This window comes from Sphingomicrobium sediminis (assembly GCF_023805295.1).
GTDB lineage: Bacteria > Pseudomonadota > Alphaproteobacteria > Sphingomonadales > Sphingomonadaceae > Sphingomicrobium > Sphingomicrobium sediminis.
This window is the reverse complement of the sequence record NZ_JAMSHT010000001.1, coordinates 990,857-1,014,220: the sequence shown is the minus strand read 5'-3', so window position 1 is coordinate 1,014,220 and position 23,364 is coordinate 990,857. Positions and strand designations below refer to the sequence as shown.

The window sequence follows — 23,364 nt, the reverse complement described above, 5'->3', positions numbered from 1 at the left end:
GTTCGGGGCCTGAAGGTCAAGCAGGGATGGCAATTGCGCCGATGGTCGCTAAGACCGGTCACCATGACTCAGCGCGATCCCGTCCAAGCCGCCTTCGACACCATCTCAAACTATGAAGGGCCGCCCATCGAAGCCCTTTTCGACAGCGAGCCAGACCGGCTCGACCGGATGGTGCTGGAGGCAGCGGGCATCCGCATGGACATGTCCAAGACCCATCTCGACAAAGATCTGGTGGGCTTCTTCACCGAGTTGGCCGAGGCGGCGGATCTTGAAGGCCGTCGCAAGGCGCTCTTCTCGGGCGAGATCGTCAATCCGAGCGAAGGGCGCGCTGCGACCCATGTCGCCGAGCGCGGCGAGGGCGCGAACGAGGATAACGAGATCGCCGCGAAGCTGCGCCAGCGCATGCGCAACCTGCTCGACGCGATCGAGGGCGGCGCGTTCGGGGAGGTCGAGGCGGTGCTGCATATCGGCATTGGCGGCTCGGTGCTCGGGCCGGCGCTTGCGGTCGATGCGCTGGGCCGCGAGGGCACGCGCTGCGACCTGCGGCTGGTCGCCAATATCGATGGTGAGGCGATGGACGAGGCGCTGATCGGGCTCGACCCCGAGACGACGTTGATCGTCGCCGTCTCTAAGAGCTTCACGACCACCGAGACGCTGACCAACCTGTCGGCGGCGCTCGACTGGCTCGAAGGGGCGGGGATGGAGGATCCCTATGGCCGCGTCATCGCGGTGACCGCCAATCCCGAAAAGGCCATCGAGCATGGTATTGACGAGACGCGCATCCTGCCTTTCGCCGATACGGTGGGCGGGCGCTATTCGCTCTGGTCGCCGGTGGGCATCTCGATTGCCATGGCGCTCGGCTGGGATCGTTTCGAGGAATTGCTCGAAGGTGCAGCGGCGATGGACCGTCATTTCAAGCTGGCGCCGCTGACCGAGAACCTGCCGGTCATGGCCGCGTTCAGCGACCTTTATTACACGCACAATCGGGGCGCCGAGACGCGCGCCATCTTCGCCTATGACGAGCGGCTGCGCATGCTGGTGCCCTATCTCCAGCAGCTGGTAATGGAGAGCAACGGCAAGTCGGTGACCGCTGACGGCGAACCGCTCGGCCGGCCGTCCAGCGCGATCCTGTGGGGCGGGGTCGGCACTGATGGCCAGCATGCCGTCTTCCAGCTGCTCCACCAGGGCAGCCATCTCGTCCCGGTCGAATTTCTCGCCGTAACGGAGAATGAAGACAGCCAGGATCCGCGCCAGCATCGCCAACTCCTGCTCAATGCCTTTGCGCAGGGCGCCGCGCTGATGACGGGCCGCGCCAACGATGATGATGCCGCGCGTGCCTATCCCGGCGACCGCCCGTCAATCACCTTGCTGATGCAGCGGCTCGACGCAGCGACCCTTGGCGCGCTCATCGCCTTCTACGAGCATCGCACCTATGTCGAAGCGGCACTGCTCGGCATCAATCCGTTCGACCAGTTCGGCGTCGAGCTCGGCAAGGACATGGCGCGGCAGGTGGACGATCCCGAACAGCGCAGCCAGTTCGATCCGTCGACCCGTGCCCTTATCGAGAAAGCAGGACTATGAGCAGCTACGACTACGACTTCTTCGTGATCGGGGCCGGATCGGGCGGCGTGCGCGCCGCGCGTATCGCCGCGAGCCACGGCGCCAAGGTCGGGATCGCCGAGGAATATCGCGTCGGCGGGACCTGCGTCATTCGCGGCTGCGTGCCCAAGAAGCTGCTCGTCTATGGCGCGCATTTTGCCGAAGATCTGGAAGATTGCGTCCGCTTCGGCTGGGATGTCGAGGGCAAGGCGTTCGATTGGGCCAAGCTGCGCGACAGTGTCGCGCACGAAGTCGACCGGCTGGAGGGCCTGTATCGCGACACGCTCGGCAATAATGACGTCACCGTCCATGACTGCCGCGCCACGCTGGCGGGCGGTCATGAGGTGGCCCTGTCGGACGGCACGAGCGTCACCGCCAAATATATTCTGATCGCGGTTGGCGCGCGTCCGCATGTGCCCGACATCGAGGGCTGCGCCGAACACGCCATCGTCTCCAACGACGTATTCAAGCTCGATGCGCTGCCCAAGCGGATCGCCATTGCGGGCGGCGGCTATATCGCCAACGAATTTGCCGGAATCTTCCACCAGTTCGGCTCCAAAGTGACCATCGTCCAGCGCTCGGACACGATCCTGCGCGGCTATGACGAGCAGATGCGCGACCGCCTCATGCAGATCAGCATGACCAAGGGCATCGACTTCAAGTTCAATTCGCATTTCAAGAAGGTCGAGAAGCAGGAGGACGGCTCGCTCCACCTCACCATGGACGGGTGCGAGGATATGGAAGTGGACGCCTTGCTGTTCGCGACGGGTCGCTTGCCCAATATCGAGGGACTGGGTCTCGACAAGCTCGGCATCGAAACGGGCGAGCGCGGGGCCATCAAGGTCGATGAATATAGCCGCACCAATGTCGATCACATCTATGCCGTGGGCGATGTCACCGATCGCATCCAGCTGACGCCCGTCGCCATTCGCGAGGGCCATGCCGTCGCCGACAATCTGTTCGACGGGCAGGATCGCACGGTCGACTATGAATGCGTGCCGAGCGCGGTCTTCTCGCACCCGCCCATCGCCTCGGTCGGCATGACCGAGAGCGAGGCGCGCAACAAGCTGGGCGGTTCGATCAAGGTCTATACGAGCGACTTTCGGGCGATGAAGAATGTGCTCGCCGGACGCAACGAGCGCTCGCTCTACAAGATCGTCACGGACGCCAATACCGACCGTGTCGTCGGCATCCACATGATCGGGCCGGAAGCGCCTGAAATCATGCAGGCGGCAGCAGTGGCGGTGAAAGCCGGCCTCAAAAAGGCCGATTTCGACAATACGGTCGCGCTCCACCCGACCATGAGCGAAGAATTGGTGCTGATGCGCTGATGCATGACGCGGTAATCATCGGGGCGGGGCATAATGGACTGACCTGCGCCTATTATCTCGCCAAAAAGGGGCTCGACGTTTTGCTGGTCGAGGCTGCCGACAAGGTCGGCGGCGCGGCGGTCACGGACGAATTCCATCCCGGCTATCGCAACAGCGCGGCGAGCTACACGGTCAGCCTGCTCCAGCCCAAGATCATCCGCGACATGGAGCTGGAGCGGCACGGGCTCGAGGTCGTGCTGCGAAAGGTCGACAATTTCCTGCCAACCGTGGGGAGCGATTATCTGCTCGCTGGTCGCGACGGGCTGACGCGCAGCGAACTGGCGCGGCATCACAAGGCCGATGGCCCGGCTTACGACGCCTATGAGGCCGAGCTGGACGTGCTGGTCCGGCTGGTGCGCAAATGGATGCTCAAAGCCCCGCCGCGCGCACAGAAATCGGTCGGCAATCTGACCGATTGGCTGCGGCTCGCGCGCGACGTGGTCGGCATGAACCAGGCTGAGGTCGAGACGCTGGCGGCTTTCTTCACCAAGAGCGCGGGCGACATTCTCGATGCGCGGTTCGAGGGCGAGCTGGCCAAAGCCCTGTTCGGCTTCGACGGTATCGTCGGCCATTTCGCCTCGCCCTATGATCCGGGCACAGCTTATGTGCTCCTCCATCATTTGCTCGGCGAGGCCAATGGCGTGCAGGGCGCGTGGGGCCATGCAATCGGCGGCATGGGGGCGATCACCGAAGCGATGGCCCGCGCTGTGCGCGAGGCTGGCGGGGATATCCGCGTCAACAGCCCGGTCAGCGAAGTCATCGTGGAAAAGGGCCGCGCTGCCGGCGTGGTTGTTGGCGGTAAGCCGATCCGCGCCCGGACTGTTATCTCCAACGCCAATCCGCGGCTCCTGTCGGAGCATCTGCTCCCCGAGGACGCCTTCCCCAAGGCGGCGCGTCAGCATTATCGCAACTGGGCCTGCGAAAGCGCGACCTTCCGCATGAACGTGGCGCTGAAGCGACTGCCCAATTTCACCAGCCTTCCGGGGCGCGGCAATCACCTGACCGCCGGCATCATCATGTCGCCGAGCCTCGACCATATGGCGCGCGCGCATGCTAGCGCGGTGCTCGACGGCTGGTCGACCGATCCGGTGATCGAGATGCTGGTGCCGACCACGCTCGATCCCTCGCTCGCCCCAAAGCATGGCCATGTCGCCAGCTTGTTCTGCCAGCATTTCCGCTACAAATTGCCCGGCAATACGCCGTGGGAGGCGGTGCGCGAGCAGGCGGCGGACCATATCATCGCGACCGTCGACCGCTACGCGCCGGGCTTTGCCGAGAGCGTCATCGCGCGGCAGGTCCATTCGCCCGCCGATCTCGAAAGCCGCTTCGGCCTGATTGGCGGCGATATCTTCCATGGCAAGATCACCATGGACCAGATTTTCTCGGCACGGCCGCGGCTAGGTGACGACAGCTATCGGATGCCACTGGACGGCCTCTATCTGTGCGGTTCGGGCGCGCATCCGGGCGGCGGGGTCACCGGCGCGCCGGGGCACAATGCGGCCCGCGCCGTGCTGGCCGACAAGCGCAAATGGAGGAAGGCCGCGTGAGCGCCAATCCGCTTTCCGGTATCAAGGTGCTCGACCTCAGCCGCGTGTTGGCGGGGCCGTGGTGCACGCAATTGCTGGCCGATCTGGGCGCCGAGGTCATCAAGATCGAGAAGCCGGGCGCGGGCGATGACACGCGCCATTGGGGCCCGCCCTGGCACGAACATGAAGGCGAGCGCGTCGCGGCCTATTTTCTTGCCGCCAATCGCGGGAAGAAGAGCGTCGCGCTCGATTTCGCGCAGCCGGAGGGCGCAGATATCTTGCGCCAGATGGCCGTGAACGCCGACGTGCTCGTCGAAAACTTCCGGGTCGGGGGGCTTGAGAAATACGGCCTCGACGTCGCGTCGCTGCGAAAGGCCAATCCGCGGCTCGTCTGCTGCTCGATCACCGGCTTCGGGCAGGACGGGCCTTATGCCGACCGCGCCGGCTACGACTACATCATCCAGGCCATGGGCGGCATGATGAGCGTCACCGGCCTACCCGACGAGGTCGAAAATGGCGGGCCGCTGAAGGTCGGCGTGGCGATCGCCGACATCTTCACCGGCATGTATGCCGCCAATGCGATTCAGGCGGCGCTGATCGAGCGAGAGCGCACGGGAGAGGGCGCGCACGTCGACATGGCGCTGCTCGACACGCAACTCGCAGTGCTGGCCAACCAGGCAAGTAATGCGCTGGTCTCGGGGCGCGACCCGCAGCGGCTCGGCAATGGCCATCCCAATATCGTGCCGTACCAGCCCTTCCAAGCGAGCGACCAACCGCTCGTCATCGCGGTCGGCAACGACAGACAGTTCGCTCGGCTGGCCAAGCTTTGCGGTCATCCCGAATGGGCCGAGGATGAACGCTTCGTCACCAATGCCGCGCGCGTCGCCAATCGCGAAGTGTGCATCGCCAAGGTCGGCGCGGTGATCGCGGATCATCCGGCAGAGCATTGGATGGCAAAGCTGCTGGAAGCGGGCATCCCCGCGGGCCCGATCAATACGATCAGCCAGGCGCTAGCCGACCCGCAGGCCGTGCATCGCGGTGCGGCGCAGCGGCGCGGGGCAGGGGCCTTGGGCGAAGTCCCGATGGTCGGCTCACCTGTCCGCCTCGACGGGAAGCGCGCCGATGCCGCTCTGCCGCCGCCCGCACTGGGCGAGCATAGCGATGAAGTGCTGTCCGATTATGTGGATGCCGAGGCGCTGGCTGCGCTCAAGGCGAAAGGCGTTGCCGGTTAGTCGACCGGACTTTGCTTGTCCCCATATTTGGTTTTGAGGAAGCGTCCGTGCGTTTCGAGCGCGCGGACGTCCTTCTTGGCCAGATTCTCGCCCAATTCGTCGAGCGCCTTGCGGCCGGCCTTGAGGCCATCGACCAGGCGTTCGTCCACGCTCAGCCCCTCATTGTCGATGGAGTCGCGATAGCCGGCAGGGACCTGCTCGTAGCGGTCGATCAAGCCAGGCAGGTGGCGGCTCATCAGGCGGCGCGCATCGGCGGCCTGCGGGTCGCCGGCGGGCACGCGTTCGAGGACTTCGCGCAGTTCCGGCAGGCGCGAGAGAATGGCATCGACTTCGCGCTTGGCGGGCGGGGGCAGGGCCTTGCGCTCCTGGTGCATGTAGCGGTCGAACCGGCGCACCAGTTCTGCATTGCCGACCTTTTCGGTGGCTTCGGCCATTTCGATGTCCTTGCGCGGCCAGAAGAGCGCGATGGCGGCGAGGCCGATGGCGAGTCCGACGGCACCGAGGAAACCGAAAATACCGATCGGCGCGAACAGGCCGATGGCGATGGTCGCGACGCACACCAGTGCCACATAGAAGCCGGCCTGACCCAGTCGGCGCGCGACTTCGGCACCGTCATGGGCGCGAGCCTGACGCGCGGCGCGGCTGCGATTGACATGGTCGAGGATACGATCGGCGCGGTCGATCGACGCATCGACCTTGCCCTGAAGCGCGGGAAGGCGCTCCAGCTCGCGGACCTGCCGCTCGATGGCTTGGATTTCGGTTTCTACGCTCATTCGATGGCTTCAAAGGGCGATTGCTGGTTTTCCAGTTTGCCCTGCTGGACCCCTTCTGCGCGTGCGATATAGCCCTTCGACTTCTCGACTTCGTCTTCGAGGACGTCGACGGTCTGCTTCATGTTGCCGAGGGCCTGAAGCTTGAACTGGTCGATCGAATCCATCGTGTCGTAAATGTTCTGGAAGGCGCGTTGCAGCGTCTCCAGCGGAATGGTCGAGCTGGCCGCCTGTTCGTGGATCTGGGCGGTATTCTGCTTGAGCATCTCGCCCGTGCTGTCGATCATGCCGGCGGTCGTGGTATTGAGCGCAGTAATCTGCTCGAGCACGAGCTTCTGGTTGCTCATCGCCGAGGCGACGGTCACCGCGGTGCGCAGCGCCGAGACGGTGGTGGTCGAGGCGCGGTCGACGCCCTTCACCAGCTCGACATTGTTCTTCTTGACGAGATCGAGCGCGAGATAACCCTGCACCGTCACGGCCATTTGCGTCAGCAGGTCCTGCGTACGTTGGCGGGTGTAGAAGAGGGCGCTTTCGCGCATCGCCTTGGCCTTGGCCGGATCGGTCGCGTCGAGCTCGTTGGCCTTGGCTTCCAGTTCGGCATCGAGGCTCTTGGAGATGTGAATCATCTGTTCGAGCTTGTGCATCGTCTTCCACAGGCCAGCACGTTCCGTGTCGATGGCGGCATTGTCCATCAACAGCTCGTCCTTGCCATTATCGAGCCGTTCGAGGATCGCGCTGATATGGCTCTGCGAGGAGCGATACTTGTCGAAATAGCGGTTCACGCGCTTGCCGAAGGGGATGATGCCAAGGAGCTTGCGGGTGGTGAACATCCGGCTGTTTTCGCTGGGGTCGAGTTCTTCGACCGTCTGGCGCAGCTTGGTGAGGTCGGCGCCGATCCCGGTGTCGCTGTCGATCGCCTTGACCGGGCGGTCGAGGAAGCGGTTGGAGGCACCGGCTGCTTCCTTGATCTCCTTGCGCCCCATGGCGGTCAGCTGGTCGACCTTCTTGCCGAATTCGGGGCTGTTGGCGTCGAGCGCGGCGAGTTCGTCGACAAAGGTCGTGACCTTTTTGTCCAGCTCGGTCCGTTCCTCGTCCTTCAGCGGCACGAGGCCGGCGGCCTGATCGGTGGCGATCGGCTGCAGCGCGTCGGGCGGATCCAGTTTGATCTTGGTGGTCGTCTCGGTCTTGGTCTCGCTCGCCATTCTCTTCCCTTTATCCCGCTTGCCGTTCGAGTGTGGAAGGTGAACCCGCCGACCCCCGCAAGGCAAGCCTTAACATGGTGTATTGCCAATGTAAGACGGGGAAATTCCGCAAACAAGGGGAAAGCGGCAAATTTGCCGTCGCTAGGATTTCGTTAACCACAAGCTTGAACGGTTCGCTCACCTTACCTGCGTTATGGCCGTGCTCGAATGGGCAAAAGCCAGGAGTTTAGGACGCATGCGCAAGCTGTTTCGCAAGATCTGGATTGACGATACGGGCAACGTGCTGGTCGTCATGGCCGCGACCATGCCGCTGTTCATCGGGGCTGCGGGCCTCGCCACCGACACGATCCAGTGGACGCTGTGGAAACGTCAGTTGCAGCGCGCGGCGGACTCGGCGGCGATCGCCGGTGTCTACGAGCGTGTGCAGGTGGGCTCGGATCAGACTGCCGTCGAGCGTGCGGTGAACGAGGATCTGTCGATCAACAACAATACCGGCATCGCACTGGTGACCGGCTATCCGATCACGACCCTGCCGGCCGCGTCAGGCGTCCAGACCATCCCGGTGAAGGTTGAGCTGGCGATCGAGCGTCCGCTGTCCTTCAGCGGCATGTTCATGAGTAATCCGCCGCGGATCATGGCCGAGGCCACTGCGGCGAGCATTCCTGGTTCGGACGATTATTGTGTCGTCAGCCTCGAGACCCAGCCGCTCACCGGCATCACCGGCGGCGGTAATGGCGGCGTCGAGATGGATTGCGGCATGATCACCAACGCCACCGCATCGGACTCCGCGATCGCGAAGGGCTCGGTCATCATGAAGGCTTCGGTTATCGCCTCGGTCGGCGGTATTCAGAAGTCAGACAACTGGGTCGTCGACAAATATGACCCTTATGTCAGCCAGCAGTCCGACCCGTACGCCAACATCAATCCCGAGCCGTCGGAGATGAAATGCGACGCGCAGAAGGTCGTCGTACAAGGCGGCAAGAACATCACGGTCGAAGAGGCCGGCCCGCTCAGCCCGACGACCGATCTGACGCTGAAGACTTCGGGCGGCGATCAGGTGAACTGCTTCACCGAACTCGATGTGCCGTCGAATACCACGCTCAACCTGCCGTCGGGCGTCTATTATATCGATGGTGGTAGCGCGAAGATCCAGGGTCGCCTAACCGGCACCGATGTCACCATCATTCTGACCAACAGTGATACGTCGAGCACCGCCACGATCGGCTCGTTCGATATGAATGCGGGTGCGACGATGGACCTGACGGCCTCGACCAGCGGCAAGTATGAGGGCATTGCCATCTATCAGGATCGCCGTGCCACCAACGTCAACACCCAGTCGCCCAACAAGATCAATGGCGGGTCGACTGGTACCGTGGTTGGCGCGCTCTACTTCCCGAACCAGGGCATGACCTACAATGGTGACGGCAACAACACCGCTGTTTGCACCCGCTTCGTGGCGCGTCGCATCACCTTTAGCGGGAACAGCACCACGACCAACAAATTCACCCAGAATGGCTGCCCCTCCGGCGTGCCCACCTATCAAGGCGGACGTCTCATCCGACTGGTGGCCTGATCATGATCCATCTCGTCAAACTGGGGAAAGACAAGAAGGGCTCGGCAACGATCGAGCTGGCCATCGTCGCGCCGATCATGGCGCTAATGGTGACCGGCGTGGTCGACCTGTCGATGGCCTATGGCCGCAAGCTGGTGATCGAGCAGGGCGCGCAGCGTGCGCTCGAGAAGGTGAAGCTCACCACCACGACGCTGGCGGTGGACGAAAATCTCAAGGCCGAAGCCGCGGCGGCGGCCAATGTCGGTGCGGACAAGGTCACTGTTACCTACACGCTGAAATGCGATGGCGTGACGGCGCTCGATTACAATACCGATTGCCTCTCGACGCAGGTCGAGACCCGCTACATCAACATCGTGATCAAGGAGCTTTACGAACCGGTCATCGATCCGCGCTATATCGGTCTTCCCAACGAGAATGGGAAAATGCCGATGACGGTCGAAGTGGGGATGCGGACATACTGATGAAAAAGCTGCTCAAGAACCTGCGTATCTGGAAGGACGTGCACGGCGCTGCGGCGATCGAGCTCGCCTTCGCGCTGCCCATCTTCATCGTGATGCTGTGGATGGTGGTCCAGCTGGGCCTCGTCTTCCGCGCCGTGGCGGGCATGCAGCATGCGCTGGGTGAGGGGGCACGCCTCGCGGTCATCTATCCGACGCCCACGCACAATGACCTGGTCAACGAGATCGAGGACCGCGTCTACGGCATCGGACCGGGCAACTTCACGATTGCAACGCCGGTCAACGGCAACGGCTATGTCGACCTCTCGGTGACCTACAACCAGAAGACCGATCTGCTCTTCCTGCCGGGTCCCGACGTCTCGCTCACGCGCAACAAGCGCGTCTATATCGCGAACTAGTTGCCGCCGCCGCGCGCGGCGAAGAATTGCATCACTGCCTGCTTGAGTTCGTCCGACGTCAGTCGCTCGGCGAAATGCCCATTCTCATGGTCCATCCGCTCGAGGATCGCATGGCGGTCGCTGGTGCGCAGCAGCTTTTGCGTCAGGCGCATCGCTTCGGGCGGGCGTGACAGTAAGGTCGTGACAACCTCGTCAAACTTGGCATCGAGATCGCCCGCGGGCGCGACATGGCTGACCAGCCCGACGGACTTGGCTTCGGCGGCCCCGAAACTCTCGCCCAGCAGCAGGTAGCGCGCCGCCGCCCGACGCCCCGCAAGCTCGGGCATGATCAGGCTGGACGCAGCCTCGGGCACCAGGCCCAGCTCGGTGAACGGCATCTTGAAGCGCGCATTGTCGGCGGCGACGACGAGGTCGCAATGGAACAGCATCGTCGTGCCGATACCGATCGCATTGCCGTGCACTTTGGCGATGATCGGCACTTCGTTTTTCGCCATCGCACGCAGGAAACGCCAGACGGGGATGTCGGTATTCTCGCCCGGCTGCGGCATCTCGGCCATGAAATCCATGAGGTCGTTGCCGGCGGTGAAATCCACGCCTTCGCCCGAAATGGTGACGAGGTCGATGCCGTCATCGCTGCCTGCTTGCTCGACCGCGTCGGCCATCGCAGCATACATGGCGACGGTGATCGCGTTACGGCTTTCGGGGCGATTGAGGCGGATCGACAGGTGACGGCCGTCTTGTCCGACCAAAACATTCTCGCTCATGCGGGTTCCTTGGTGACGTCTGCTTTGAACTTCAGTATCGGTTGGCAACGCACAGCGCCAGCCTCAGGGGACCCCAAATGAAATTCTTCGCCGACACCGCCGATATCGATGACATCAAGGAACTTGCCGACGCCGGCTTGCTCGACGGGGTCACGACTAATCCCTCGCTCATCAAGAAATCGGGCCGCGACATTATCGAGGTCACCAAGGAGATTTGCGGCATCACCGACGGTCCTGTCTCGGCGGAAGTCGTCGCCACCGAACATGCCGAGATGATGCGCGAGGCCGAAGTGCTGCGGAAGATCGCCGACAATATCGCGATCAAGGTGCCGCTGACCAAGGACGGTCTCAAGACCTGCAAGGCGCTGACCGGCGACGGCACGATGGTCAATGTGACGCTCTGTTTCTCGGCCAACCAGGCGCTGCTCGCGGCGAAGGCCGGCGCCAGCTTCATCTCGCCTTTCGTCGGGCGGCATGACGATGTCGGCTATCCGGGCATGGAGCTCATCACCGACATCCGCATCATCTACGACAATTACGACTTTGCGACCGAGATCCTGGTCGCCAGCGTGCGCAACCCCATCCACATCCACGACAGCGCGAAACTGGGCGCTGACGTAATGACCGCGCCGCCCGAAGTCATCTGGAAGATGTTCAACCATCCGCTCACCGACAAGGGTCTTGCCGCATTCCTCAAGGACTGGGAGTCGACCGGCCAGAAAATCGGCTGACGCTTTTTTCCGCAGTTCTTGGCGCCAAATTAACCTTGTTCGGCTATGGATAGGGTCATGGCTGAAGTGATTCGCTTCGAGGATCGGGCTTTGAAGGCCCTTCGCGACCGGCTCGGCGCTGCCGAGGTCGAGCGCGATGAATTGCTTGCGTTTGCGCGCGGGCATGCCGGCGCGACCGCGTCGATCCACGAAGCGGTGCTGAGCCTGATGGCCTGCGACAGCGTGCCCGATCTCTTCGCGACGATCGTCCATCGCTGGGCCGAATTGCTGCTGGTCGACCATTGCGCCATCGCGCTCAAGGCAGGCGAGGATGCCTATCGCATCGACCGCACGGGCAATCATCGTCTCGAGAGCGCCTGGGTGACCCGCGCCATGGGCTGGGGCCGTGTCCAGATGCGCGCCACCAATCATGGCGATCCCTTGTTTGGCAAGATCGCCCCGGCGATCCGCACCGAGGCCCTGATCCCGTTCGAAGCCGGCGACGGGCGCCTGTCGGGCCTCATCCTGCTGGGACAGGAAGACAGCCTGCCGCTCGACGGCGATCATGGTCAGGCATTGCTCGGCTTTCTCGGCGAGACGCTCGGCGCTATGCTGATGCGGTGCACGAAGAACCGCTAGACACACATCCTGCCCGCGCAGCGGTCGTCCGCTGGGCCGACCATCTTGCCCATGACCGGCGGCTTTCCGACCATACGGTGCGCGCCTATCGCGCGACGGCTTTCCGTTTCGTCGACTTTCTCGGCCAGCATCGCGGCGAGGAGATCGGCAAATTCGCTTTGCTCTCGATCAAGGCGACCGACCTTCGCGCCTTCCTTGCCGACCGCAGGGCAGGGGGGCTCGGCGCGGCTTCTGCTGCACGCGAGCTGTCGGCGGTGCGTGGTTTCCTGACGTTCGTCGCCAAGGAAGCGGGCGAGCAGCCGCAAGTCCCGCATGTCCGCGCGCCCAAGCGACCCAAGACGTTACCGCGCCCATCTTCGCCCGCCGACGTGCGCGCGCTGGCCGACGCGGCCAAGCACCATAAGGAGGAGCATTGGGTCGGCAAGCGCGACTTTGCGATCCTGCTTTTGCTCTACGGTTCGGGGCTGCGCATTGCCGAAGCGATGCAACTCGATGCGCGTACCCATCCGTTCGGCGATGCCATCCGCGTCACCGGCAAGGGCAACAAGCAGCGCGTCGTGCCGATCGTGCCGGCGGTCGCGCAGGCGGTGAAGGAATATGTCGAGGCCTGTCCGTGGCCGCTCGATGCCGGCACGCCGCTCTTCCGCGGGGTCCGTGGTGGTCCGCTTTCGTCCGACCTCGTGCGGCGTTCGGTGCGCGAGGCACGGCGGCGGCTCGGCCTGCCCGACAGCGTGACGCCGCACGCACTGCGCCACAGCTTTGCCAGCCACCTGCTGAGCGCGGGGACCGACCTGCGGTCGCTACAGGAACTGCTCGGCCATGCGAGCCTCAGTTCGACGCAAATCTATACGAAGGTCGATGCGGCGCGCTTGCTCGACGTCTACCGCAACGCGCATCCGCGCGGCAGCTAGGCGTCGTCGCCGGGCTTTACCTTGCGATGGGTCCACAGGCGATAGACGTAGACAACAATGATGGTGACGATCACCGCCGTGCTGATCGGCCCAAGATATTTGTCGATTTCCTCGACATTGGCGCCAAGCTGGTAGCCGAACAGCGCGAGCAAGGCGGTCCAGCCTGCCGTGCCGATGGTCGAAGCGATGACGAAGGGCCAGAAAGGCATGCGGAGCAGGCCCGCCGGCACTGATATGAGGCTACGCACCGTTGGCAGCATGCGCCCGAAACCGACGAAGAAGGTGCCATATTTGGCGAACAGCTTCTTGGTCTTTTCGATCTCGGGCCAGGTGAAGGTGATCCAGCGCCCGTAGCGGTCGATCAGTGGCTTAAAGCGGGCGATACCGAGCATCTTGGCCACGACATACCAGGCGATATTGCCCATCATCGCGCCGAACGTGCCGGCGATGATGATGACCGGCAGGCTCATCTCGCCCTGGCCGGCGCGAATGCCCGCTAGGCTCATGATGAGTTCGGACGGGATCGGCGGGAAGACAGTCTCGAGGAACATCAGGAATGCGATGCCCAAGGCACCACCCTTGTCGATGATGTCGACTACCCAATCGGTCATGATGTCAGTCCCGCAGCCTCACTTCGACCGCGTCCCAGATGAGGCCGGCGGAATTGATGCCGTCGAACGTGTCGAGGGCGACAAGCCCGGTCGGCGAGGTGACGTTGATCTCGGTCATCAGCCCGCCAATGACGTCGATGCCGACGAACAGCAGGCCGCGATTCTTGAGCTCGGGCCCGATCGCCGCGCAAATCTCGCGCTCGCGCTCTGTCAGTTCGGTTTTCGTGGCCGATCCGCCGACGACCATGTTGGAGCGGAATTCGCCCTTGGCGGGTACGCGATTGATACCGCCGATCGGCTCGCCGTCGACGAGGATGATGCGCTTGTCGCCCTCGCTGATCGCGGGGAGGAAGGCCTGCGCGATGAAGGGCTCTTTCAACTCCTGACGATAAAGCTGGACGAGGCTGGACAGGTTCTGGCCGTCCTTGCCGATGCGGAACACGCCTTCGCCGCCCTTGCCGTGGAGCGGCTTGACGATGATGTCGCCATGCTCGGCCAGGAAGTCGCGCACCTCGCTCTCGGAGCGCGTGATCAGGGTTGCCGGCATATAGTCGGCGAAATCGAGCACGAAGAGCTTTTCCGGCGCATCACGGATCGAGGCCGGATCGTTGAGGACGAGGCTTTCGCCAGCGACGCGTTCGAGCAGGTGCGCGGCGGTGATGTAACCGATGTCGAAGGGCGGATCCTGCCGGACCCAGATGACGTCGGTCTCCTCACCAAGATCGATCAGGCGATACTCGCCCGCCTCGAAATGATTGCCCTTTTCGCGCCGGACGGTGACGGGACGCGCATTGGCGCGGACACGACCGTCCAGATAGGAGAGCGCACCCGGCTGATATTCGTAGAGCGTGTAACCGCGATCCTGCGCCTCCAGCATCAACGCGAAGGTCGAATCCCCGGCGATATTGATGCCCTCGATCGGGTCCATCTGGAAGGCGGCGGCGCGGCTCATGCGAACCGCCTAGGGGCATTCGGTAAATTTGTCACCAACCCTGCCAGACATTTTCCATGTGATAGGGCCGGCTGCCCGGCGCCCACAGGACGGCGTCGATGCGGACGTCATATCCCTGCGCCACGTAGTCATGACTCAGCGCGTCGGCGGCGGCCGCGACACGGCGGAGCTGATATTCGTCGAGGAACAGCTCGGCTTCCTCAATCGTGCGTCGCGTCTTCACCTCGACGAAGGCGACCTGCTTGCCGCGGCGCGCGATGAGGTCGATCTCGCCGACGGGTGTTCGGACGCGCTTGTCGAGGATGCGCCAGCCCTTGAGGCGGAGCCACCATGCCGCGATCCGCTCCCCGCGGCGACCGCGTGCCTCGGCCTCCTGCCGGTTCAGGATTTCAATTCCTGGACGCGGGCGTAGATGTCGTTCTTCTTCAGCCCGAAACGGTCGGCGACGATCTTGGCGGCGCGGCTGGGGCTTTCGGTCGCCAGCGCGTCGCGAATGGCCTCGTCGATCGCCGCGTCGTCGGGCGGGCCATCATCGAGGGGAGGTCCGATCACCAGCGTGATCTCCCCCTTGGGCGGTGCATCGGCATAGCGCGCCGCAAGGTCGGGAAGGCTGCCGGTCGCGACTTCTTCATAGAGTTTGGTAAGCTCACGCGTGACGGCTGCCGGTCGGTCTCCCAGCGCATCCGCTGCCGCGCTCAGGCTCTTGGCGAGGCGGGGGCCGGATTCGTAGAACACCAATGTCGCCTGCACCGCGCCCAATTCATCCAGCACGTCGCGGCGCGCTTTCTCCTTGGTCGGCAGGAAACCGCCGAACAGGAAGCGGTCAGTCGGCAGCCCTGACAAGGTGAGCGCCATGATGGCTGCGCTGGGTCCCGGTACGGCGCCGACATTTGCGCCGGCCTGGCGGGCGGCGGCGACCAGCTTGTAGCCCGGATCGGAGATGAGCGGCGTGCCTGCATCGCTGACCAGTACCACCACCTCGCTTGCCAGCCTCGCGAGGATGCGGTCGCGATCCGCCGCGCTCGAATGGTCGTGATAGGGCTGCATCGCCTTCCGGATACCGAGATGGGAGAGCAATTTGCCGGTGACCCGGCTATCCTCGACAAGGATCAAGTCGGCTGCTTCCAGCATTGATGCTGCACGCGGGCTCAAATCGGAAAGATTGCCGATTGGGGTCGCGACGATATAGAGGCCGGGTGTGGGGGATTGAGACGTCATGAGGGACCAAAGAGACATGAAAGAAGCGGCCTCGCAAGCCTTGTCGAAATTCAAGTGGATCGCTGCGGGTGCCGCGATGCTCGCGCTGGGTGCCTGCGAAAGCGCGCCGGGCGGCGGTGTCGAGACCGCGCCACCGGTCGTCGAGGACGATACGGGCGGTGATGATGCGACGGCGCAGCCGGGCGTCCAGAACGGCGTTGCCGTGCTCGTGCCGCTGTCGGGCGACAATGCCGCGATCGGCCGCTCGATTGCCAATGCCGCATCGATGGCGCTGCTCGACACCGAGGAAGAAAGCCTCAAGATCACCATCTACGACACGGCGGCGAGCGGTGGTGCCGAGGTCGCGGTGACGCAGGCGCTGGCCGAAGGAAACAAGCTGATCCTCGGCCCGCTGCGCGGCGAAAATGTGACTCGCATCGCGCCTTATGCACGCCGCGCCGACGTGCCGGTCATCGCCTTTTCGAATGATGAGAGCGTTGCCGGCAATGGCGTCTACATCATGGGCTTCACGCCCACCCAGTCGATCCGTCGCAGCGTTGATTATGCCGCCGACCAAGGCGCCGACGTCTTTGCCGGACTCGCGCCCAATGGTGTTTACGGCCAGCGCTCGGTGCAGGTCTTCCTGCGCGCGGTCGAAGCCAATGGCGGCCGTGTCGCCCGCCTCGAGACCTATGACCGTCGTCGAAGCGAGGTCGAAGCTGCTGCTCGCCGCGTCGCTTCGGTTGAAGATGTCGACATGGTCCTGATCGCCGATTCGGCGTCGATCGCCGAAATTGCGGCGCCGTCGCTGCAGCTGTCGGGCGACCTGATGGGCACCGAGCTCTGGGCATCGACCGAAAATCTCGGTCGCGTCGCCGGGATGCGCGGCGCGATCTTCGCGGCCGTTCCCGACGCGCAGTTTGACCGGTTCGTCCAGCGCTATCGCGCCCGCTACAATAGCTCGCCCTATCGCCTGTCGAGCCTTGGTTATGACAGCGTGCTCCTGGCCGTACGGCTGGCGCGGCAATGGCCCGCGGGTGGCGACTTTCCGGCGCGCGAGCTGACCGACGATGGCGGCTTTGGCGGCGTCGACGGCATCTTCCGCTTCGGCAGCGATGGTATTGCCGAGCGTGCACTCGAAGTGCGCCGCGTGACCGCCAGCGGGACCGAGATCGTCAGCCCCGCTTCGACCCGTTTCGACGATTAGAGCGCGATTTCCGCAAGGATCGCATCATTGAGCAGGCGACCGTGCTGCGTCAGGCGCAGTCGGTCGCCGCGCTCGAGCAGCCCTTTATCCTGAAGCAGTGCCACGGCATCGCGGTCCACTGCCGCTACGCCGAAGCGCTGTTCGATCGCATTGACGTCGAGGCCCTCGCTCAGCCGTAATCCCATGACCAGCGCCTCGCGCGCCGCTTCGCGCGGATCGAGCGCGGCTTCCTCGACCAGGCCATTGCCGTTGCGGGCCATGGCCGAGAGGAAGTTTTCGGGCTTGCGATGGCGCATCGTGCGCATGCCGCCGCGTCGGCCATGGGCGCCCGGACCGATCCCGACATAATCGCCGTAGCGCCAATATTGGAGATTATGCCGGCTTTCCTGGCCGGGGCGGGCATGGTTGCTGATCTCGTAGGGCGGCAGGCCCGCCGCCGTCATGCGTTCAGTCGTGAGCTCGAACAGCTCGGCGCCCAATTCCTCGTCGATCGGCGTGAACTCACCCTTGCGGACCATCGTCTCGAAGCGCGTGCCGGGTTCGATGGTGAGCTGGTAGAGCGAGATATGATCGGTACCGAGCGACAGCGCCCGATCGAGCACCGCGTCGAAGCTTTCCAGCGTGTCGCCGGGCAGGGCAGTGATGAGGTCGAAACTCACGCGGTCCACTGCCGCCTGTGCCGCTTCCAGTGCGCGCAGCCCCTCGCCGGCATCGTGCATGCGACCAAGGAACTTGAGGCTGGCATCGTCGAAGCGCTGGAGCCCGAGGCTCAGGCGATTGACGCCGGCGCTGGCGAGCGCGGCAAACTTGGCGGCTTCGGCGCTCTGCGGATTGGCCTCCAGCGTCACTTCGAGTTCAGGGTCGGTCCGCCAAAGCTCCGCTGCGGACTCAATAATCGCCGCGACCGATTCGGGGGGCATCAGGCTGGGCGTGCCGCCACCGAAAAAGATGCTCGTCAACGTGAAATCGGGAGTTAACCGGGCCTCATGGGCGAGGTCTGCGAGCAATGCGTCGCGCCATGCGTCCTGTTCGACGTTAACGCGCACATGGCTGTTGAAATCACAATAGGGGCATTTGTTAACGCAAAAGGGCCAGTGAACGTAGAGTGCAAGGGAGGTAGTCATGGCGATTCGGAATTCCGAACGAAATAAAGGTCTTAAGAAGGGTCTCGTCACTGGTCTTAGGATGACCGCGCTCGCAGCGCCACTATTGCTTGCGGCCTGCGGTGGCGGCGGCGGTGGTGGTGGCACCACCGGCAGCGTCAGCACCGGGTCGAGCAACAATGCCAGCGTCGGCACGGTCACGCCGTCGCCCACGCCCAGCCCGTCGCCGAGCCCCACACCGACACCGACGCCCAGCCAGACGTTGACGGCCTTCGAGCAGGTAATGCTCGATGATCATAATGCCGCGCGCAGCGCCTTCGGCTCGTCGGCAATGACCTATGATGCAAGCCTCGCGGCGGATGCGCAGGCCTATGCCGAGGAACTGGCGCGCACCAACACGTTCGCGCATTCGAGCGGCTCCTCGCGTCCCGGCCAAGGCGAAAACCTCTGGATGGGGACCAAGGACGCGTTCGAGTATGAGGACATGGTCGGTGCCTGGGTCGACGAAGAACGCTTCTTCGTGCCGGGCGTCATTCCCGACGTGTCCTCGACCGGCAATTTCGGCGATGTCGGCCATTATACCGCGATCGTCTGGCCCGACACCGACAAGGTCGGCTGCGGCATCGCGAGCAACGCCAATTTCGAATATCTGGTCTGCCGCTATTCGCCGCAGGGCAATATCATCGGGCGACGCCTCGGCTAACGCTGGGCCTCTAGCCAATCCAGTAGCTGGCGGAATGCGTCGGCGCGGTGGCTCATCGCATGCTTCTTCGCCGGGTCCATTTCGGCGAAGCTGATGTCATGGTCGTGCGGCACGAAGATCGGGTCGTAGCCGAAGCCCTTGTCGCCGCGCGGCGGCCAGGTGAGGGTGCCATGCACCTTGCCCTCGAATGTCTCGATGCGCCCGTCGGGCCAGGCCAGTGACAGCGCGCAGGTGAAGTGCGCATCGCGTGGCGTGTCGTCGCCCTTGGCTTGCAGCGCGGTCTCGACCTTTTCCATGGCGCGAGTGAAATCGCGATTGCCGTCGGCATCTTCGGCCCAGCGCGCCGAGCGGATACCCGGATCGCCGCCCAGCGCATCGACGCACAGCCCGCTATCGTCAGCCAGCGCGGGATGGCCCGACAGGTCCGCGGCCTGCCGCGCCTTCAGCTCGGCATTGGCGATGAAGGTGGTGCCGGTTTCCTCGGGTTCGGGAAGGCCGGCTTCCTCGGCGCCGATCACCTCGATGCCGAAGGGCGCGACAAGCTCGGCAATCTCGCGGAGCTTGCCCTTGTTGTGCGTCGCGAGGACGAGCTTGTCGCCGATCACTTTCACCGGCCGGTGGCCTTCAATTGCGCTGCGAAGATCTCCTTGCAGCCAATTTCGGCGAGCCGCATCAGGCGCAGCAGCGCTTCCTGATCGAAGGTTTCGCCTTCGGCCGAGACCTGCGCTTCGACGATGTTGCCGCTGGCGGTCAGCACGAAATTGCCGTCCGACCCGGCTGTCGAATCTTCGGGATAGTCGAGGTCGAGGACGGGCGTGCCTTCATAGACACCACAGCTGACGGCAGCGACCTGGTCGGTGATCGGGTCTTCTTCCAGGTGTCCCGCCTCGATGAGGCCGTCGACCGCGAGGCGCAGCGCGACCCAAGCACCCGAAATGCTGGTCGTACGGGTGCCGCCATCGGCCTGGATCACATCGCAATCGAGCACGATCTGGCGCTCGCCGAGCTTTTCGAGGTCGATGCAGGCGCGCAGCGCGCGACCGATCAGTCGCTGGATCTCGACCGTGCGGCCGCCCTGCTTGCCGCGCGCCGCTTCACGATTGCCACGCGTGTGGGTCGAACGCGGCAGCATGCCATATTCGCCGGTGACCCAGCCCTTGCCCTTGCCGCGCAGCCAAGGCGGCAGGTTGGTCTCGACGCTGGCCGTCACCAGCACCTTGGTATCGCCGAACGTGGCCAGCACGCTGCCTTCGGCATGCTTGGTGAAACCGGGTTCGAACGAGAGGGGGCGTAGTTCATCGGGGGCGCGGCCGGATGGGCGCATGGGACAGTCTCCTATTGGTGCTTTGACTTGGCCCCTAGCGGGGCTAGGGTCGGGTGGAAAGGGAGAGGGCGATGAAGCGGCTTATTTTCGTGAGTATGGCGATGCTGGCGCTGTCCGGTTGTGCAACCATGGCGAAGCGGCCCGACCCGCCCAAGATCGTCTACGAAACCACGCCCTGCTTCGGCACCTGCCCGGTCTATCGCCTCGGTGTCGATGGCGATGGCCTCGCCGTGTTCGAGGGCATGCAGCATACCGCGATGAAAGGGCAGCGCATGTTCGCCGTCCGCCCCGCCGAATTCGCCGCCTTCAGCGCAGCGCTGGCGCCCTATCGGCCCGACGGGAGTGTCGAATATGTCGGCGCGAATTGCGCGACGTTGGCGACCGACTTTCCGGGCGTCCGCATCGTCTGGACCGACAATGGCCGCACCGACACTTTGGTCGCCGATTTCGGCTGCGACACCGACGCCAACCGCGCCATGTACCAGGCGATCGCCGATGCCGTCGATGTGCTGCCGCTGAAGCCCTATGTGGGGCGTTGAGAAAGCTCTTCGCAATTCCTACATCCCCCGCATGAGCGAGCGGCTTGACGATTTGACCGGCCGGATGCGGTCCATCTTTGCCGAGGTAGTGACTGCCTATCTCGAGCAGGGGGCGCCGGTCGGGTCGAAAGCGCTGACCGAGCGCGTGCCGCTGTCGCCGGCATCGATCCGCGGGGTGATGGCGGAGCTGGAGGCGAGGGGGCTGCTCACCGCGCCGCATACCAGTGCCGGGCGGATGCCGACCGAAACCGGGCTTCGCCTCTTCGTCGACGGCATGATGCAGATGCAGCGCCCCCATGCACGGACCCGCGCGGCGATCGAGAATGAATTGAATAGCGACGACGTGGCGCAGGCGCTGGAGGCGACGACCACGCGCCTGTCGGGCCTGTCGGCCTGTGCAGGCATCGTGACGGCACCCAAGCGCGAAGCACGATTGAAGCAGCTGGCCTTCATGCCGCTTGACCAATCGCGCGCCCTTGCCGTGATGGTGGGTGCCGATGGCAGCGTCGAAAATCGCGTCGTGCCGCTGCCGCAGGGCACCAGCCCGATCGCGCTCAATGAAATTGCCAATTATGTGAGCGGTCGCCTGTCGGGCCTGACGCTCTCCGAGGCCGAAGCGCGCCTGCGCCGCGATATTTCGGATCGCAAGGAACAGCTGGACGATCAGGCTGCCGATCTGGTCGCCGCAGGGCTCGCCGATTGGGGCAAGGACCAGCAGGCCCGCGAAGTTCTGATCGTGCGCGGCCGTGCCAACCTGCTCGACGACAAGAGCGCCGAAAATCTCGAACAGGTGAAACAGCTTTTCGAGGAATTGGAGAACCGGCAGGAGATCATGCGGCTCCTCGAAGGGGTGCGCGACGGCGAAGGCGTGCGCATCTTCATCGGATCGGAAAACCGCATGTTCGCGTTGTCAGGGTCGAGCGTCATTGCCGCGCCCTATCGCGACGCGGATGACAAGGTGGTGGGCGTGATCGGCGTGATCGGGCCTACGAGATTGAACTATGCGCGGGTCGTCCCGATGGTGGACTTCACCGCAGAAGCGCTTACGAGACGGATGGTATGAACGACGATATCGATAAAGAAGCCGAGGAAATCCGCGAGGAAACCGCGGAAGACTCGCCCGAACTGCAGGAGCATGACCGCCTTGCCGAGCTGGAAGGACAGCTCGAGGAGGCCAAGCAGAATGCGCTTTATGCCGCTGCCGAGGTGCAGAATGTGCGCCGTCGGCTGGAGCAGGAAAAGGCCGACGCGACCAAGTTTGCGGTGACCGGCTTTGCCCGCGACATGCTGGCGGTGAAGGATCATCTCGAACGCGCGCTAGACCATGTGCCCGATGAGGCACGCGACGGTCGTGCGGCCAAGTTCATCGAGGGGATCGAAGCGACGCTGCGCGAGATGGAATCGATCTTCACCCGCCAGGGTATCGAACGTGTCGCGGCGCAGGGTCTCGAACTCGACCCCAACGTCCACCAGGCGATGATCGAAGTGCCCACCGACGATGCCGAACCCGGCACGATCGTGCAGGAAATGCAGGCCGGCTACACGCTGAAGGGCCGCCTCCTGCGTCCCGCCATGGTCGGGGTCGCCAAGAAGCCGTGAGGCGGCTGGCGCTCCTTGCTGCGGCGCTCGTGCTGGCCGGATGCGGCGGCGACGAGCCTTGCGGCGACGGAGCGCCCCAATGCCTGCCTGACGAGCCGGAAGCGCCGGTCGACGATCTCCCGCACCTCATCCTCTACAAGAGCGCCGAGGATGGCGGTCCCGAGGCCTTCATGGAGGCGCTGATCGGCGGCAAGCTTGATCTTTCGGGCCCCTGCGTCGCGATCCGCACCGGCGGGTCCGAGGGGCGCAGCGTCATCGTGACCACCGAGGGTGTCGTCAAACGCAACGATTACGGCCCCTATCTCGAAGTCGGCCCGCACAGCTTCCGCGATGGCGACGACATCATGTCGGGTGGCGGCTTCATGGGCGACTATCCGCAGGACGAGAGCTTCCTGCAGGAACCGATTCCCGAGGCGTGCAAGGGCGACCCCAAGGTCCAGCTCAGCATGATCTATCCCATGCCGCCCGAGGAAGCGCCGGTCTTCAATCCACCGCCTCCGACCGACACCATTTCGTGATCGACCCCGCACTCGCCCGATCGCTGGTGAGATTGGCGGGCGAGCTTGGTGACTTGCGCGATCCGTGGTGGATCATCGGTTCGACCGCGGTCGCGCTGCACAGTGTTGATCCGGACGGCGTGGACGATATCGACCTCGTCGTCTCGGGCCGCGATGGCGCGTTGCTGCTGGATCGCTGGGGTCTCGCAAATGATGCAGCCCCGCACCCCCAATTCCGCTCCGACCATTATGCGCGCTGGAGCGGAACCGACATTCCTGTCGAGGTTCAGGGCAACTTCCACCTGAACGAAGATGGTGATTGGAAACTCGTGACCTTCGCGACTCGCGAAGAGGTCTTGGTGGACGGCGCATCGCTCTTCGTCCCTAGCGGGGCCGAACTTCGCGAGCTGATGCATCGCTTCGGGCGAGACAAGGATTTGCGCCGCGCGGCCCTGCTTTAAGAACGAGAAAGGGCGACCC

The 23,364-nt window shown here is 64.0% G+C and carries 27 protein-coding genes; 17 read left to right on the top strand and 10 right to left on the bottom strand.

All coding sequences use genetic code 11. The features are described 5' to 3' along the window. Positions 1 to 63: 63 nt before the first annotated feature. Genes pgi through NDO55_RS05110 form a run of 4 tightly spaced genes read left to right on the top strand, consistent with a single transcriptional unit; the run spans position 64 to position 5,727 of the window. Positions 64 to 1,581: a glucose-6-phosphate isomerase gene (pgi, locus tag NDO55_RS05125; protein WP_252113060.1), complete on the top strand. Its 1,518-nt coding sequence runs from the start codon at positions 64 to 66 to the stop codon at positions 1,579 to 1,581. Then, on the top strand, positions 1,578 to 2,930 hold the full coding sequence (gorA, locus tag NDO55_RS05120) for a glutathione-disulfide reductase (protein WP_252113058.1): 1,353 nt from the start codon (positions 1,578 to 1,580) through the stop codon (positions 2,928 to 2,930). The genes pgi and gorA overlap by 4 nt, the downstream gene beginning before the upstream one ends. Further along, positions 2,930 to 4,516: a phytoene desaturase family protein gene (locus tag NDO55_RS05115; protein ID WP_252113056.1), complete on the top strand. Its 1,587-nt coding sequence runs from the start codon at positions 2,930 to 2,932 to the stop codon at positions 4,514 to 4,516. Before gorA ends, NDO55_RS05115 begins: the two co-directional genes overlap by 1 nt. Next, positions 4,513 to 5,727, top strand: coding sequence for a CaiB/BaiF CoA transferase family protein (locus NDO55_RS05110; RefSeq protein ID WP_252113053.1), 1,215 nt, complete (start codon positions 4,513 to 4,515; stop codon positions 5,725 to 5,727). Before NDO55_RS05115 ends, NDO55_RS05110 begins: the two co-directional genes overlap by 4 nt. On the opposite strand, the gene NDO55_RS05105 is transcribed toward NDO55_RS05110, so the two are convergent. Beyond that, positions 5,724 to 6,500 carry an MFS transporter gene (locus tag NDO55_RS05105; protein WP_252113050.1) on the bottom strand — a complete coding sequence of 259 codons (777 nt, stop codon included), beginning with the start codon at positions 6,498 to 6,500 and terminating at the stop codon, positions 5,724 to 5,726. The two genes, NDO55_RS05110 and NDO55_RS05105, sit on opposite strands and share 4 nt — an antisense overlap. Further along, the gene (locus tag NDO55_RS05100) at positions 6,497 to 7,699 is read right to left on the bottom strand and encodes a toxic anion resistance protein (RefSeq protein ID WP_252113047.1); all 1,203 of its coding nucleotides are present in this window, start codon (positions 7,697 to 7,699) and stop codon (positions 6,497 to 6,499) included. The genes NDO55_RS05105 and NDO55_RS05100 overlap by 4 nt, the downstream gene beginning before the upstream one ends. 235 nt (positions 7,700 to 7,934) lie before the next feature. Between NDO55_RS05100 and NDO55_RS05095 the strand changes: the two genes are divergently transcribed. Genes NDO55_RS05095 through NDO55_RS05085 form a run of 3 tightly spaced genes read left to right on the top strand, consistent with a single transcriptional unit; the run spans position 7,935 to position 10,128 of the window. Further along, positions 7,935 to 9,272, top strand: coding sequence for a pilus assembly protein TadG-related protein (locus NDO55_RS05095; protein ID WP_252113046.1), 1,338 nt, complete (start codon positions 7,935 to 7,937; stop codon positions 9,270 to 9,272). Between the two features lie 2 nt (positions 9,273 to 9,274). Then, the gene (locus NDO55_RS05090; protein ID WP_252113044.1) at positions 9,275 to 9,733 is read left to right on the top strand and encodes a TadE/TadG family type IV pilus assembly protein; all 459 of its coding nucleotides are present in this window, start codon (positions 9,275 to 9,277) and stop codon (positions 9,731 to 9,733) included. Further along, on the top strand, positions 9,733 to 10,128 hold the full coding sequence (locus NDO55_RS05085) for a TadE/TadG family type IV pilus assembly protein (RefSeq protein WP_252113042.1): 396 nt from the start codon (positions 9,733 to 9,735) through the stop codon (positions 10,126 to 10,128). The genes NDO55_RS05090 and NDO55_RS05085 overlap by 1 nt, the downstream gene beginning before the upstream one ends. Here NDO55_RS05085 and NDO55_RS05080 read toward each other — a convergent pair. Continuing rightward, positions 10,125 to 10,892: an enoyl-CoA hydratase-related protein gene (locus NDO55_RS05080; RefSeq protein ID WP_252113040.1), complete on the bottom strand. Its 768-nt coding sequence runs from the start codon at positions 10,890 to 10,892 to the stop codon at positions 10,125 to 10,127. The genes NDO55_RS05085 and NDO55_RS05080 overlap by 4 nt on opposite strands. A 77-nt stretch (positions 10,893 to 10,969) precedes the next feature. On the opposite strand from NDO55_RS05080, the gene fsa reads away from it, so the two are divergent. The 3 genes from fsa to NDO55_RS05065 are packed head-to-tail and all read left to right on the top strand — an operon-like array spanning position 10,970 to position 13,152. Next, positions 10,970 to 11,623, top strand: a complete 654-nt coding sequence (gene fsa / locus NDO55_RS05075) for a fructose-6-phosphate aldolase (RefSeq protein WP_252113038.1) — start codon at positions 10,970 to 10,972, stop codon at positions 11,621 to 11,623. A 57-nt stretch (positions 11,624 to 11,680) separates the two neighbouring features. Next, positions 11,681 to 12,241, top strand: a complete 561-nt coding sequence (locus tag NDO55_RS05070; RefSeq protein WP_252113036.1) for a DUF484 family protein — start codon at positions 11,681 to 11,683, stop codon at positions 12,239 to 12,241. Beyond that, positions 12,223 to 13,152, top strand: coding sequence for a tyrosine recombinase XerC (locus NDO55_RS05065; protein WP_252113034.1), 930 nt, complete (start codon positions 12,223 to 12,225; stop codon positions 13,150 to 13,152). Before NDO55_RS05070 ends, NDO55_RS05065 begins: the two co-directional genes overlap by 19 nt. Here the strand turns inward: NDO55_RS05065 and NDO55_RS05060 are convergent. From NDO55_RS05060 to rsmI, 4 genes are read right to left on the bottom strand one after another with little or no spacing between them, the layout of a single operon-like run. After that, positions 13,149 to 13,763: a DedA family protein gene (locus NDO55_RS05060; protein WP_252113032.1), complete on the bottom strand. Its 615-nt coding sequence runs from the start codon at positions 13,761 to 13,763 to the stop codon at positions 13,149 to 13,151. The genes NDO55_RS05065 and NDO55_RS05060 overlap by 4 nt on opposite strands. A gap of 4 nt (positions 13,764 to 13,767) precedes the next feature. Then, positions 13,768 to 14,715 carry a glutathione synthase gene (gene gshB, locus NDO55_RS05055; protein ID WP_252113030.1) on the bottom strand — a complete coding sequence of 316 codons (948 nt, stop codon included), beginning with the start codon at positions 14,713 to 14,715 and terminating at the stop codon, positions 13,768 to 13,770. Positions 14,716 to 14,746: 31 nt separating this feature from the next. Next, a complete protein-coding gene (locus NDO55_RS05050) occupies positions 14,747 to 15,100 on the bottom strand; it encodes a YraN family protein (protein WP_252115542.1) in 354 nt (117 codons plus the stop codon). Beyond that, positions 15,097 to 15,933, bottom strand: a complete 837-nt coding sequence (gene rsmI, locus NDO55_RS05045) for a 16S rRNA (cytidine(1402)-2'-O)-methyltransferase (protein ID WP_252113028.1) — start codon at positions 15,931 to 15,933, stop codon at positions 15,097 to 15,099. Before rsmI ends, NDO55_RS05050 begins: the two co-directional genes overlap by 4 nt. On the opposite strand from rsmI, the gene NDO55_RS05040 reads away from it, so the two are divergent. Further along, a complete protein-coding gene (locus NDO55_RS05040; protein ID WP_252113026.1) occupies positions 15,932 to 17,119 on the top strand; it encodes a penicillin-binding protein activator in 1,188 nt (395 codons plus the stop codon). The genes rsmI and NDO55_RS05040 overlap by 2 nt on opposite strands. Here the strand turns inward: NDO55_RS05040 and hemW are convergent. Further along, positions 17,116 to 18,243 (bottom strand): radical SAM family heme chaperone HemW, encoded by a 1,128-nt coding sequence (hemW, locus tag NDO55_RS05035; RefSeq protein WP_252113024.1) that lies wholly within the window; start codon positions 18,241 to 18,243, stop codon positions 17,116 to 17,118. The two genes, NDO55_RS05040 and hemW, sit on opposite strands and share 4 nt — an antisense overlap. Positions 18,244 to 18,304: 61 nt before the next feature. On the opposite strand from hemW, the gene NDO55_RS05030 reads away from it, so the two are divergent. Beyond that, the gene (locus NDO55_RS05030; RefSeq protein WP_252113022.1) at positions 18,305 to 18,925 is read left to right on the top strand and encodes a CAP domain-containing protein; all 621 of its coding nucleotides are present in this window, start codon (positions 18,305 to 18,307) and stop codon (positions 18,923 to 18,925) included. On the opposite strand, the gene rdgB is transcribed toward NDO55_RS05030, so the two are convergent. Together rdgB and rph are read right to left on the bottom strand one after the other, a co-directional pair. Then, positions 18,922 to 19,536, bottom strand: a complete 615-nt coding sequence (gene rdgB / locus NDO55_RS05025) for an RdgB/HAM1 family non-canonical purine NTP pyrophosphatase (RefSeq protein WP_252113020.1) — start codon at positions 19,534 to 19,536, stop codon at positions 18,922 to 18,924. The two genes, NDO55_RS05030 and rdgB, sit on opposite strands and share 4 nt — an antisense overlap. After that, positions 19,533 to 20,249, bottom strand: a complete 717-nt coding sequence (rph, locus tag NDO55_RS05020) for a ribonuclease PH (RefSeq protein WP_252113018.1) — start codon at positions 20,247 to 20,249, stop codon at positions 19,533 to 19,535. Before rph ends, rdgB begins: the two co-directional genes overlap by 4 nt. A 71-nt stretch (positions 20,250 to 20,320) precedes the next feature. On the opposite strand from rph, the gene NDO55_RS05015 reads away from it, so the two are divergent. From NDO55_RS05015 to NDO55_RS04995, 5 genes are read left to right on the top strand one after another with little or no spacing between them, the layout of a single operon-like run. Further along, complete coding sequence (locus tag NDO55_RS05015; RefSeq protein WP_252113015.1) at positions 20,321 to 20,788, top strand: DUF6438 domain-containing protein; 468 nt, start codon at positions 20,321 to 20,323, stop codon at positions 20,786 to 20,788. A 31-nt stretch (positions 20,789 to 20,819) separates the two neighbouring features. Next, a complete protein-coding gene (gene hrcA / locus NDO55_RS05010; protein WP_252113013.1) occupies positions 20,820 to 21,851 on the top strand; it encodes a heat-inducible transcriptional repressor HrcA in 1,032 nt (343 codons plus the stop codon). Beyond that, positions 21,848 to 22,387 (top strand): nucleotide exchange factor GrpE, encoded by a 540-nt coding sequence (gene grpE / locus NDO55_RS05005; RefSeq protein ID WP_252113011.1) that lies wholly within the window; start codon positions 21,848 to 21,850, stop codon positions 22,385 to 22,387. Before hrcA ends, grpE begins: the two co-directional genes overlap by 4 nt. Next, on the top strand, positions 22,384 to 22,905 hold the full coding sequence (locus NDO55_RS05000) for a hypothetical protein (RefSeq protein WP_252113009.1): 522 nt from the start codon (positions 22,384 to 22,386) through the stop codon (positions 22,903 to 22,905). Before grpE ends, NDO55_RS05000 begins: the two co-directional genes overlap by 4 nt. Beyond that, a complete protein-coding gene (locus NDO55_RS04995; RefSeq protein WP_252113007.1) occupies positions 22,902 to 23,345 on the top strand; it encodes a hypothetical protein in 444 nt (147 codons plus the stop codon). The genes NDO55_RS05000 and NDO55_RS04995 overlap by 4 nt, the downstream gene beginning before the upstream one ends. Positions 23,346 to 23,364 lie beyond the last annotated feature (19 nt).

What these genes read in the sequence shown, in the direction of transcription:
- NDO55_RS05080 (WP_252113040.1), bottom strand. Translation starts at nt 10,892, where the DNA reads ATGAGCGAGAATGTTTTGGTCGGACAAGACGGCCGTCACCTGTCGATC.
- NDO55_RS05095 (WP_252113046.1), top strand. Translation starts at nt 7,935, where the DNA reads ATGCGCAAGCTGTTTCGCAAGATCTGGATTGACGATACGGGCAACGTG.
- NDO55_RS05115 (WP_252113056.1), top strand. Translation starts at nt 2,930, where the DNA reads ATGCATGACGCGGTAATCATCGGGGCGGGGCATAATGGACTGACCTGC.
- NDO55_RS05105 (WP_252113050.1), bottom strand. Translation starts at nt 6,500, where the DNA reads ATGAGCGTAGAAACCGAAATCCAAGCCATCGAGCGGCAGGTCCGCGAG.
- NDO55_RS05090 (WP_252113044.1), top strand. Translation starts at nt 9,275, where the DNA reads ATGATCCATCTCGTCAAACTGGGGAAAGACAAGAAGGGCTCGGCAACG.
- pgi (WP_252113060.1), top strand. Translation starts at nt 64, where the DNA reads ATGACTCAGCGCGATCCCGTCCAAGCCGCCTTCGACACCATCTCAAAC.
- gorA (WP_252113058.1), top strand. Translation starts at nt 1,578, where the DNA reads ATGAGCAGCTACGACTACGACTTCTTCGTGATCGGGGCCGGATCGGGC.
- NDO55_RS05040 (WP_252113026.1), top strand. Translation starts at nt 15,932, where the DNA reads ATGAGGGACCAAAGAGACATGAAAGAAGCGGCCTCGCAAGCCTTGTCG.
- rsmI (WP_252113028.1), bottom strand. Translation starts at nt 15,933, where the DNA reads ATGACGTCTCAATCCCCCACACCCGGCCTCTATATCGTCGCGACCCCA.
- NDO55_RS05070 (WP_252113036.1), top strand. Translation starts at nt 11,681, where the DNA reads ATGGCTGAAGTGATTCGCTTCGAGGATCGGGCTTTGAAGGCCCTTCGC.
- NDO55_RS05100 (WP_252113047.1), bottom strand. Translation starts at nt 7,699, where the DNA reads ATGGCGAGCGAGACCAAGACCGAGACGACCACCAAGATCAAACTGGAT.
- grpE (WP_252113011.1), top strand. Translation starts at nt 21,848, where the DNA reads ATGAACGACGATATCGATAAAGAAGCCGAGGAAATCCGCGAGGAAACC.
- hrcA (WP_252113013.1), top strand. Translation starts at nt 20,820, where the DNA reads ATGAGCGAGCGGCTTGACGATTTGACCGGCCGGATGCGGTCCATCTTT.
- NDO55_RS05015 (WP_252113015.1), top strand. Translation starts at nt 20,321, where the DNA reads ATGAAGCGGCTTATTTTCGTGAGTATGGCGATGCTGGCGCTGTCCGGT.
- gshB (WP_252113030.1), bottom strand. Translation starts at nt 14,715, where the DNA reads ATGAGCCGCGCCGCCGCCTTCCAGATGGACCCGATCGAGGGCATCAAT.
- rph (WP_252113018.1), bottom strand. Translation starts at nt 20,249, where the DNA reads ATGCGCCCATCCGGCCGCGCCCCCGATGAACTACGCCCCCTCTCGTTC.
- hemW (WP_252113024.1), bottom strand. Translation starts at nt 18,243, where the DNA reads ATGACTACCTCCCTTGCACTCTACGTTCACTGGCCCTTTTGCGTTAAC.
- NDO55_RS05085 (WP_252113042.1), top strand. Translation starts at nt 9,733, where the DNA reads ATGAAAAAGCTGCTCAAGAACCTGCGTATCTGGAAGGACGTGCACGGC.
- fsa (WP_252113038.1), top strand. Translation starts at nt 10,970, where the DNA reads ATGAAATTCTTCGCCGACACCGCCGATATCGATGACATCAAGGAACTT.
- NDO55_RS05030 (WP_252113022.1), top strand. Translation starts at nt 18,305, where the DNA reads ATGACCGCGCTCGCAGCGCCACTATTGCTTGCGGCCTGCGGTGGCGGC.
- NDO55_RS05060 (WP_252113032.1), bottom strand. Translation starts at nt 13,763, where the DNA reads ATGACCGATTGGGTAGTCGACATCATCGACAAGGGTGGTGCCTTGGGC.